Source organism: Haemophilus haemolyticus, from assembly GCF_001008275.1.
Lineage (GTDB): Bacteria > Pseudomonadota > Gammaproteobacteria > Enterobacterales > Pasteurellaceae > Haemophilus > Haemophilus haemolyticus_P.
In genome coordinates, this window is the sequence record NZ_LCTH01000026.1 from 37,477 (window position 1) to 48,796 (window position 11,320).

An 11,320-nucleotide genomic window follows, 5' to 3' on the forward strand; every position below is an offset into this window, starting at 1 on the left:
ATGAAAATGAAATCCATTGCATGGCTACTAGGATTTATCAGTTTAGATGCCATAGCAGGCATATGTTCATTAGAGAGCTATGGTTCGCATGATTATTTTGCACATTGCGGGATTAATCCCAATATAAATCTTATTGCTAATAATCCTAGTGCTATAGGTTTTTTTGCAAGAGATCATTTACCATTTCCATTAGTGAATTATAAACGTACCTTAACAGGTAGTCCGGTGGGGATTTTAGACCAGCGCTTAGCTCGACGAGGCGTTTGTTTTGCACTTGTGGTAAAAGGTTTTTCAAATCGTTTAAAGCAAGATGTCCTTATTAACGAAGAAGGAAAAATGAAACGAGTTTATCGTATTGATAACTCAAATGTTGGGGTTATTATTGAGGTGGGGGATGGTAAAGATTTTACTGCGATCGATCGAATTAATAATAAGGATACTTATGCCACAAATAGTTTTTGCACAAGAGATGGTATAAATATTCAAGCAAGGCTTACCCCCGTACTTTTATCAACTCAACCAATAGCAGTAGAAAAAACTATACATAATATTAGTAATGCGGCTGTAATAGAGGTGGTTAGAGCACCTTATGCTAGACCTGGTTTTGAAAGAGATTTCTCTAATTTCAGAGGCTTTAAAGGTAATACTAGAATAAATATTTCATTAACTGGTTTTTCTTTTCAGTTACAACCTCAAACTTGTAAAATAACTAGTCCGAATAATATTAATCTTAATTTACCAACAGTAGCAGCAAAAGATATTAAAGCGGGAAAACGTTATGGCGGGAAGTTTAATATTCGTATGGAATGTCCTAGAGATGTTAACGAGAAATATATTTCCACCTATATTACTTTCACAGATGCGACTAATCCTAGTAACAGAGGAAATATTCTAAGTTTAACCAAAGATTCAAGTGCTAAAGGAGTGGGAATTCAACTTTATCAAGGGGATAATCCAATCCCAATTAGTTATGGCGCGGATAGTTCAAAACGTAATAATCTAAATCAAATATTGCTAGGTAAGGATATAGATACACGCACACCACATAGCACATTTTATGCATATTATGCTCACAGCGGTGGTGTAATTACGCCTGGTACGGTAAAAGCAATTGCAACTTATACTCTTTCTTATCAATAAAAAATGGAGTAATAGTTTATCATCAATTACATTCTATGGTTCAACATTGTTCAATCTTATTAAGTCTGTATTAATTGATTTAAATAATCTATGTTTGGGTTGATTATATTTTGAGATTTTATATGTAATGGATATTAATTTGGGGGCTAATTAATTCAGTCCCTAACAAAATAAGTGCGGTTAATTTTGAAAACTTTTTTGAAATTTACCGCACTTTTTTAATTTAATCTCTTAAGCAAATTTTCTCAAATTCACTAAAGAATGTTGGAAAGGTTTTGGCAGTACATTTGGGATCTAAAATTGTCACTGGTGTATTGGACAGAGCGATTAGAGAAAAACACATCGCCATGCGGTGATCGTTATAAGTTTCAATATCAGCATGTTTAAACTGATTGAGTGCAAGCGGTTGAATACGAATAAAATCTTCACCTTCTTCGACTTCTGCACTGACTTTACGTAATTCGGTTGCCATTGCCGTTAAACGATCTGTTTCTTTCACGCGCCAGTTATAAATATTTCGGATGACGGTTTCGCCATTAGCAAAAAGTGCTGTGGTTGCTATCGTCATTGCGGCATCTGGAATGTGATTCATATCCATATCAATGCCATGCAATTCAGAACGTTCGGCTTGAATAAAATCCTCTCCCCAAGTAATTTTTGCTCCCATTTTTTCTAAGACATCAGCAAATAAACGATCGCCTTGAATAGAGTCTTTGCCAATTCCCGTTACTTTCACTTTTCCTTTAATGGCGCCAGCTGCGAGAAAGTAAGATGCCGATGAGGCATCGCCTTCTACCAAATATTTTCCAGGTGAAATGTAGGATTGATTTCCCTTAACTTGAAATTTTTGGTAGTGATGGTTTTCAACGTGAACACCAAAATCTCGCATCATTGCAAGGGTGATGTCAATATAGGGTTTAGAGACTAGTTCACCGATAATTTCGATTTCTGTGTCATTTTCTGCAAGTGGCGCAGACATTAAAAGTGCGGTCAAAAATTGGGATGAAATAGAGCCGTCAATTTTGACATTTCCACCTTTTATTCCTTTGTTGCGAATTGCGAGTGGAGGATAACCTTCATTTTCTAAGTAGCGAATATCTGCACCAGCTTGTCGTAAAGCATCGACTAAATGGAGTATTGGACGCTCTTTCATACGAGGCTCACCCGTTAAGATGATTTCAACTTCGGAGGTACCTTTTAAGCAAAGCGCAGCGGTTAGAGGACGCATTGCCGTCCCCGCATTGCCAAGAAAGAGTGAAAGATTGTTCTGTATATTGAATGCTCCACCCAATCCCTCTATTTCACAAATAGTTTTGTCATCAGAAAGTTGGTAGCGCACGCCTAATGCTTTGAGGGCGTTAAGCATATGTCGAATATCATCGCTATCTAATAAATTGGTTACTTTTGTTGTGCCTTTGGCTAAGGCGGCTAAAAGTAATGCGCGATTCGATAAACTTTTAGAACCCGGTAAATTAATTGTTCCTTCAACCGCACTTATTGGCGCAAGGGTGATTTTTTCCACTACAACACCACCGTTTTATTTTTATAAACAAAAATTCTATCGTGTAAAGCAAGATCAAGGGCGCGACTTAACACTGTTTTTTCCACATCACGACCAGCACGCATCATCGATTCAGCATTATAAGTATGATCAACATTAATGACATTTTGCATAATGATCGGACCTTGATCCAATTCATTATTAATGAAATGCGCTGTTGCGCCGATAATTTTTACACCTCGTTCATAGGCTTGTTGATAAGGCTTGGCACCAATAAAAGCAGGTAAGAATGAATGATGGATATTAATCACTCGATTTGGATAACGAGCAACAAATTCAGGATTTAGCACACGCATATATTTAGCGAGAACAATATAATCTGGCGTATATTCATCAATTTTTTCAGCTAATAATTTGTCGTGCTTAATACGAGTTAAGCCTTCATGGCTAACTAAATGAAATGGAATATTGAAGCGCTCAACGAGCTCGCGTAAATTATCATGGTTGCCGATTACTGCTGCAATTTCTACATCAAGCGCTCCATAATAATTTTTCATTAAAATATCGCCGAGGCAGTGAGCTTCCTTTGTGACTAAAATAACAATTCGTTTACGTTTTGCACTAATTAATCGACAATGTGTTCCTTCGGGTAAGCTATATTTTAGATCTTCTAATAAGGTAGCTTCGTTAAAAATACCTTCCAATTCTGTACGCATAAAGAAATGCTTGGTTTCAAAATCTACAAATTCATTATTATGCAGAATGTTTAGTTGATGTTTGTAACAGATATTGGTTATTTTAGCTATTAGGCCTTTATCATCGGGACAATCGGTGAGTAATATTTTTTTTTCGATCATAATGTTGTGTGCTACGTTTAGATAAAAAAATAGAACCCATAAAAATGGGTTCTAGTTTCAAATAGAAAAATTAAATTTCGAAATCAGATAATGATTTACCAGAATTCAATGCATTTTGAATTGGGCGTGGTGTGCGACCTTGGCCAGTCCATGTTTTACGCTCGCCATTTTCATCAATAAATGCATATTTTGCTGGGCGAGGTGGACGTTTTGCTCTAGCAGATGTTGCTGCTGTACCAAAGATCTCTTGTAATTCTTCAGGTGTAATACCTTCTTTTTCCATTAATTCTTTATATTTAGCTAAGCGTTCTTTTCGCTCTGTTTCTGCTTTAATTAATTCTGCTTCATTAGCACGTTTCTCTTCAACAGCAGTTTGTAATTTTTCAAGAGCACTTTCCGCTTGTTCTAAAGTTAATTCGCGCACTGCCGCACGTAAACTACGAAGATTTGTCAAACCTTTTGCTAATTCGCTCATAATAAACCTCGATAAAATAATCTTGTATGTGGAAAAACTTATTTAATAATAGGGAAAATAATATTTATTGTAAATATCTATTTTAAATAAATGGTCGGAGCAGGTATATATCTTTAAATTTCTTTTTGTTTATTTTTTATATTTTTAATTCAATCTAATAAAATTTTTTATAAAACTTGTTGGCATTTGGATTTTTTTACGGTAATCTCTTGAATCACTACAAAAGTAGAGGTGCAATCATTATAAGTATTTTTTCAGAGTGGATAACGATGAAGAAAAAAGAAAGGAATGATTGCCGAAATCAAACAAAAGTCGTTTTGTTTGGTTGGTGGCGTACTTGAAAGGGGCGACACTGTCATAGTTTTTTGATTAACTATGGAGCGCTACGGTTGTTCTGGTCTTATTCTGTCCTTTGCTTTCCGTTCTCTCCATTAATTGTAGGTATCTCTTAATGGAACTTATCGATTTTTCATCCTCAGTTTGGTCAATCATTCCAGCTTTATTGGCGATTGTCTTGGCCATTGCAACTCGTCGTGTATTGGTGTCTCTCAGTGCAGGGATTATTGTTGGTGCGTTAATGTTAGGTGGCTGGAATATTGGCTCATCTTTCAGTTATCTATCAAGCAACGTGATTTCACTTGTTTATGCTGATGGCGCAATTAACTCTAATATGAACATTGTCTTGTTCTTATTATTGCTTGGTGTTTTAACCGCACTTTTAACTGTATCAGGTAGTAATCGTGCGTTTGCTGAGTGGGCACAAAACCGTATTAAAGGTCGTCGTGGGGCTAAATTATTAGCTGCATCATTAGTTTTTGTTACTTTTATTGACGATTATTTCCACAGTCTTGCTGTAGGCGCAATTGCTCGTCCAGTGACAGACCGTTTTAAAGTTTCTCGTGCGAAACTTGCTTATATTTTGGATTCAACGGCTGCGCCGATGTGTGTAATGATGCCAGTTTCAAGTTGGGGCGCATACATTATTACCTTAGTAGGCGGTTTATTAGCGACTTATTCGATTACTGAGTACACACCAATTGGTGCATTCGTGGCAATGAGCTCAATGAACTTCTATGCAATTTTCTCAATTATCATGGTGTTCTTTGTGGCATATTTTTCTTTCGATATTGCTTCAATGGCACGTCATGAAAAATTAGCTTTGGAAGATTCTGAAGATGAATTAGAAGAAGAAACGGGCGCAAAAGGTCACGTACGTAATCTTGTATTACCTATCTTAGTTTTAATTTTTTCAACGGTTACAATGATGATTTACACCGGTGCATCAGCATTAGCAGCCGATGGTAAAGAATTTAGCATTTTAGGTGCATTTGAAAATACTGTTGTTGGAACTTCTTTAGTTGTGGGTGGTGCTTGCTCAATTCTAGTTTCTACTTTATTGATTATTCTTGATCGTCAAGTCAGTGTTCCAGAATATGCACGCTCTTGGATTGCAGGTATTAAATCAATGGCTGGTGCAATCGCAATTTTATTCTTTGCGTGGACCATTAATAAAGTCGTTGGGGATATGCAAACTGGTAAATATTTATCTTCTCTTGTTTCTGGTAATATCCCAATGCAATTCTTACCAGTAATTTTATTTATTCTTGGTTCTGCAATGGCATTCTCAACCGGTACTAGCTGGGGGACATTTGGTATTATGTTACCAATTGCAGCGGCTATGGCTGCAAATGCGGCACCAGAATTATTACTCCCTTGTTTATCAGCAGTAATGGCGGGAGCTGTATGTGGTGACCACTGTTCGCCGGTATCGGATACAACTATTTTGTCTTCAACTGGTGCAAAATGTAACCATATGGATCATGTGACTACTCAGCTTCCTTATGCAGCGACAGTTGCAGCCGCAACGGCTATTGGTTACATCGTGGTAGGCTTCACTTATTCAGGTTTATCTGGTTTTGTGGCGACAGCGGTTGCATTATTTTTAATCGTATTTGCAGTGAAAAAACGTTAAAAATGTGATCTTGCTCAAAAATCTAAATAAAATATAAAATTTTGATAAATTTATAAAATGCGACATAAGGTCGCATTTTTTTGTTTTTTAGTTTTATTTTTTTTATAAAAATCTAATTTTGTGTAATTATTTGATTTTTTATTCTGTTTTGTTGGTGTTTTTATCCGTTATATAGACTAGACAAAAACTTTTTGCTTAGTATTATGTAAATCATTGATACAAAGCATGGGCACTTTTGAAAGTGCGGTTCGTTTTAGGAGTAAAAAATGAAGAAATTATCTGGCGCAGAGATGGTGGTTCAATCTTTACGCGATGAGGGCGTAGAGTATTTATTTGGTTATCCAGGTGGGGCAGTATTAGATATTTATGATGCAATCCATACACTGGGTGGTATTGAACATATTTTAGTCCGCCATGAACAAGCAGCTGTGCACATGGCGGATGGTTATGCTCGTTCAACAGGTAAAGTTGGATGTGTGCTAGTGACTTCTGGGCCAGGAGCAACAAATGCAATCACAGGGATTTTAACGGCTTATACAGATTCCGTTCCAATGGTCATTATTTCTGGTCAGGTAATGAGTAATTTAATTGGCCGAGATGCGTTCCAAGAATGTGATATGGTGGGAATTTCTCGTCCAGTTGTGAAGCATAGCTTTATTGTCAAAAAAGCGGAAGATATTCCATCTATTTTGAAAAAAGCTTTTTATATCGCCTCAACTGGTCGTCCAGGGCCTGTTGTTGTAGATATTCCAAAAGATACTGTAAATCCGAATTTTAAATATCCTTATGAATACCCAGAATCTGTAGAGTTACGCTCTTATAATCCAACAGTAAATGGGCACAAAGGCCAAATTAAAAAAGCATTAAAAGCACTTTTAGTAGCGAAGAAACCGATACTTTTCGTCGGTGGTGGCGTGATTGCTGCTGAATGTAGTAAACAATTAATTCAGTTTGCACAACGTTTAAATTTGCCAGTTACTTCATCATTAATGGGATTAGGTGCTTATCCAAGTACAGATAAACAATTCCTAGGCATGTTAGGGATGCACGGTACTTTCGAAGCTAATACGGCAATGCACGAAAGTGATCTTATTTTGGGGATTGGTGTTCGTTTTGATGATCGCACAACAAATAATTTAGAAAAATATTGCCCAAATGCCAAAGTGATTCATATTGATATTGATCCAACCTCGATTTCTAAAAATGTTCCAGCAGCGATTCCAATTGTCGGAAATTCGAAAAATGTATTGGAAGAATTTTTGAGTTTATTGAATGAAGAGGGATTGAAATCTCAAACGGATCTTGAAAGTTGGTGGCAAGAAATCAACCAATGGAAAGCAAAAAAATGTTTGGAATTTGACCGCACTTCTGGCGTGATTAAACCGCAACAAGTCATGGAAGCGGTATATCGTCTTACTAAAGGACAGGCGTATGTGGCTTCTGATGTAGGGCAACATCAAATGTTTGCTGCGTTACATTATCCATTTGATGAGCCTCGTCATTGGATTAACTCTGGTGGCGCGGGTACTATGGGATTTGGTTTACCCGCTGCATTAGGCGTGAAATTGGCTCATCCGGAAGGAACAGTTGTTTGTGTGACTGGTGATGGAAGTATTCAAATGAATATTCAAGAGCTTTCTACCGCAACCCAATATGGCATTCCTGTTGTCATTATTTGTTTGAACAATCATTTTTTGGGAATGGTAAAACAATGGCAAGATTTGATTTATTCAGGTCGCCATTCGCAAACCTATATGAATTCCTTGCCTGATTTTGTGAAATTGGCAGAATCTTACGGTCATGTTGGTATAAAAATTGCTACGCCAGATGAACTCGAAAGCAAATTGCAAGAAGCATTTAGTATTAAAAATAAATTAGTATTTGTTGATATTAATGTAGATGAATCTGAGCATGTGTATCCAATGCAAATTCGTGGTGGCGCAATGAATGAAATGATTTTAAGTAAACCTCAAGAGGAGACAAACTAATGCGTAGAATTTTATCTGTTTTACTCGAAAATGAGTCTGGTGCTTTATCGCGTGTTGTTGGTTTATTCTCCCAACGTGCTTTTAATATTGAAAGTTTGACGGTAGCGCCAACGGACGATCCAACGCTTTCTCGAATGACTATTGAAGCGGTGGGCGATGCTCAAGTATTGGAACAAATTGAGAAACAACTCCATAAATTAGTGGATGTGTTTAAAGTGATTAACTTGAGTGAACAAGAGCATATAGTCCGTGAAATTGTTTTAGCGAAGGTGAGAGCAGTGGGTTCATCTCGCGATGAGATTAAACGTTTAGCCGATATTTTCCGTGGTCAAATTGTAGATGTCACACCAAAATCTTATACAATCCAATTAAGCGGTACTAAAGATAAAATTGATGCATTTATTTCTGCGTTGAAGGAGGAAACCACATTGTTGGAAATTGTTCGTTCTGGATTGATTAGTGTGTCTCGTGGAGAAAAGAATATTCTCTAAAGTTGAGGAGTAAAGTGCGGGGATATTTTCGTGAAATTTCAACCGTACTTTATTAAAAATATATTTGTTTTTAGCTTTTTTATAAAAAAATCGTGACCAAGTTCACAAATCTAAAAATATGTATTTGCATAACTGATCGGATTTCTTTATCCTGAAACCACTAAAAACAAGTGCTATCTCAAATAGCCGACATCTATTTTGCTTTCCGAGTAGTGCCCCATTGGGGCACTTTTTTTATGCTTATTTACAGAATAAAAAATCCCTTTCGTAAGAAAGGGATTTTAATTATCTAAATTACATTTTTTCTACGGTTTTAATACCGAGTAACTCTAAACCTTGTTTTAAGGTTTTTTCCGTTAATAATGCCAATTTCAAACGGCTTAATTTTACGGACTCATCTTCAGCATTTAAAATTGGGCAATGTTCGTAGAATGACGAGAATATGCCTGCTAGTTCGTATAAATAAGCACAAAGCACGTGTGGTGTGCCTTCTTTTCCGACAGTTTGCACCGCTTCCTCAAATTGTAGAAGTTTAATTGCAAGCGCTCTTTCTTTATCATCTTTAAGCGTTAAAGGTGCAGCCAAAAGTGCGGTCAAATTTATATCTGTTTTATTAAAGATCGAACGAATTCGGGTATATGCATATTGCATATAAGGCGCAGTGTTGCCTTCAAAGCTTAACATATTATCCCAATCAAAAACGTAATCCGTAGTACGGTTTTTGGATAGATCTGCATATTTCACCGCACCAATACCGACAGCCTCAATCACGGCTTCTTTTTCATCATTAGATAAATTTGTATTTTTTTCATTAATTAATACAGTAGCGCGTTCAATTGCTTCATCTAATAGATCGGCTAATTTCACCGTGCCACCGGTACGGGTTTTAAATGGTTTGCCATCTTTACCAAGCATCATCCCAAAGTTTTTATGCTCCAAAGAGAAACTGTCTGGTACATAACCTGCTTTACGAGTAATTAACCAAGCTTGTTGCATATGTTGGCTTTGGCGAGTATCTGAAAAAACAAGTGCGCGATCAGCTTTTAATGTTTCATAACGATATTTTGCTGCAGCAATATCGGTTGTAGTGTAAAGGAACCCACCGTCTTTTTTCTGAACGATCACGCCCATTGGGTCACCTTCTTTATTTTTGAATTCATCTAAATAAACAACCAATGCACCATCATCTTCTACAGCTAAGCCCTGTTTTTTAAGATCTTCTACGATGCTTGGTAACATAGGATTATAAAGACTTTCACCCATCACATCTTTTTCGGTTAAAGTCACATTCAAGCGATCATAGTTGTGTTGATTTTGTTGCATCGTGATGTCAACTAAACGTTTCCACATCGCTCGACAATATTCATCACCGCCTTGTAATTTCACGACATAATTACGCGCTTTTTCTGCGAAAACTTCATCTTCATCGTAATGTTTTTTGGCTTCGCGATAAAAGGCTTCAAGATCTTGCAATTCCATTTCACTCGCATGCTCGTTTTGCATTTTTTCAAGATAAGCAATAAGCATTCCGAATTGTGTTCCCCAGTCACCAACATGGTTTGCTCGAATGACATTGTGACCTAAAAATTCTAGGGTTCTCACAACCGCATCACCGATGATAGTGGAGCGCAAGTGACCAACATGCATTTCTTTTGCTACGTTTGGTGATGAATAATCAATTACAACAGTTTGTTTATCCGTAGCTTGAATGCCTAAATTCTTTTGGGAAAGCGCAGTTGAAACCTCTTTTGTTAGCCAAGCTGGATTTAAGAAAATATTAATAAAGCCCGGACCTGCGATTTCTAATTTTTCTGCAATATCAGATAGTTGAGCATTATCTAAAACTTTTTGAGCAAATTCTCGTGGATTTAAACCTAATTTTTTTGCCGCAGCCATAATGCCATTGGCTTGATAATCGCCAAATTGTGGTTTTCCTGATTGACGAACAAGCGCATCGCAAGATTGATCTGCTCCAGCAAGAATCATAGCTTGTTTGATTTTGTCGGATAAAATAGATTGAATATTCACGTTTTTTCCTATGTTCAAATTGAATAATGAAAATAATCGGCTATGATACCGTTCTTTATGAGTTTCTCAAAGGGACAAAATGACAAATTTACAGGAAAAATCACCCGCACTTTTTTCTGATTTGGCGGAATTTGAAAAAAAAATTCAACAATTAGCTCAAATGATGTCAATCGATTTTTCAAATTATGAGATCGATCACCTTGCCGTGCGTGTAAATAATGAACAAAATGCAAAAAACTGGCTGACACTTTTATTGAAATACGGTAGAATTTTATCCGATAACATTGTCAACGGACGTAAGATTTATCTAATTCAGTTAGAAAAAGCAGTGAAGTTCGCTAATCAGTTCGTTGATGTTATTGAACTACCGTTCCCTAAAAATAAGCAGTATCCTGTAGAAGGTTGGGAGCATATTGAGGTTGTAATGCCATTTTTACCGAATGAATCGATAAATGAATGGGTACAGCGTATTAATATGCGTTTTTTATGGGGCGAATTAACTCAATTAACCATTAAAGTGAGCGAGCCTAAAGTGGATGGCGAGAGATTGCCTAATCCATCTATTGCAGTAAGTTTTGTTGATAAGACATCAAATCATACTTGTATTAAGGTTCATCCTTATTCTATAAAGAAAATACTCGAGGTTTAGCAAAATGAAAAAATTATCTCTTGCATTAGCGGTTTTAGCAGCTGTAGGTTTAAGTGCTTGTTCTTCTTTCCAAAAAGATGAAAATGCTTATAAAGGTCAAATCGTTTTTAGCCAAATGGAAGGTGAAAATCTTAAATTAACCATCCGTAAAAATGATTGTTCAGGTCGTCAACAAGATGGTGAGCAAGTTGTGCTTACTCACAAATATGATTCAACCTT

At 36.5% G+C, this 11,320-nt stretch carries 10 protein-coding genes and 1 riboswitch; of the genes, 6 read left to right on the top strand and 4 right to left on the bottom strand.

What is annotated here, in order from left to right; genetic code table 11:
• On the top strand, nt 1-1,140 hold the full coding sequence (locus AAX15_RS09160) for a fimbrial protein (protein WP_052748878.1): 1,140 nt from the start codon (nt 1-3) through the stop codon (nt 1,138-1,140).
• A gap of 223 nt (nt 1,141-1,363) precedes the next feature.
• Here the strand turns inward: AAX15_RS09160 and aroA are convergent, their stop codons facing one another.
• The 3 genes from aroA to AAX15_RS03720 form a co-directional block, all read right to left on the bottom strand.
• Complete coding sequence (aroA, locus tag AAX15_RS03710; protein WP_046939187.1) at nt 1,364-2,662, bottom strand: 3-phosphoshikimate 1-carboxyvinyltransferase; 1,299 nt, start codon at nt 2,660-2,662, stop codon at nt 1,364-1,366.
• Entirely contained in the window at nt 2,662-3,498 is an 837-nt protein-coding gene (gene purU, locus AAX15_RS03715) for a formyltetrahydrofolate deformylase (RefSeq protein WP_046939188.1), read from the bottom strand. The genes aroA and purU overlap by 1 nt, the downstream gene beginning before the upstream one ends.
• A 70-nt stretch (nt 3,499-3,568) precedes the next feature.
• On the bottom strand, nt 3,569-3,973 hold the full coding sequence (locus tag AAX15_RS03720) for an H-NS histone family protein (RefSeq protein ID WP_005632458.1): 405 nt from the start codon (nt 3,971-3,973) through the stop codon (nt 3,569-3,571).
• A 218-nt stretch (nt 3,974-4,191) separates the two neighbouring features.
• Nucleotides 4,192-4,367, top strand: a riboswitch (Lysine riboswitch).
• A gap of 57 nt (nt 4,368-4,424) precedes the next feature.
• Between AAX15_RS03720 and AAX15_RS03725 the strand changes: the two genes are divergently transcribed.
• From AAX15_RS03725 to ilvN, 3 genes are all read left to right on the top strand, one after another.
• Entirely contained in the window at nt 4,425-5,945 is a 1,521-nt protein-coding gene (locus AAX15_RS03725) for a Na+/H+ antiporter NhaC family protein (protein ID WP_046939189.1), read from the top strand.
• A 266-nt stretch (nt 5,946-6,211) separates the two neighbouring features.
• On the top strand, nt 6,212-7,933 hold the full coding sequence (locus tag AAX15_RS03730) for an acetolactate synthase 3 large subunit (protein ID WP_046939190.1): 1,722 nt from the start codon (nt 6,212-6,214) through the stop codon (nt 7,931-7,933).
• On the top strand, nt 7,933-8,424 hold the full coding sequence (ilvN, locus tag AAX15_RS03735; RefSeq protein WP_005626246.1) for an acetolactate synthase small subunit: 492 nt from the start codon (nt 7,933-7,935) through the stop codon (nt 8,422-8,424). Before AAX15_RS03730 ends, ilvN begins: the two co-directional genes overlap by 1 nt.
• Before the next feature lie 294 nt (nt 8,425-8,718).
• Here the strand turns inward: ilvN and argS are convergent, their stop codons facing one another.
• Entirely contained in the window at nt 8,719-10,452 is a 1,734-nt protein-coding gene (argS, locus tag AAX15_RS03740; protein ID WP_046939191.1) for an arginine--tRNA ligase, read from the bottom strand.
• Nucleotides 10,453-10,531: 79 nt separating this feature from the next.
• Here argS and AAX15_RS03745 point away from each other — a divergent pair, with 79 nt between their 5' ends.
• Both AAX15_RS03745 and AAX15_RS03750 read left to right on the top strand, forming a co-directional pair.
• A complete protein-coding gene (locus AAX15_RS03745) occupies nt 10,532-11,101 on the top strand; it encodes a VOC family protein (RefSeq protein ID WP_046939192.1) in 570 nt (189 codons plus the stop codon).
• 4 nt (nt 11,102-11,105) lie between these two features.
• On the top strand, nt 11,106-11,320 hold a 215-nt coding region (locus tag AAX15_RS03750), incomplete at its 3' end, for a hypothetical protein (protein ID WP_046939193.1).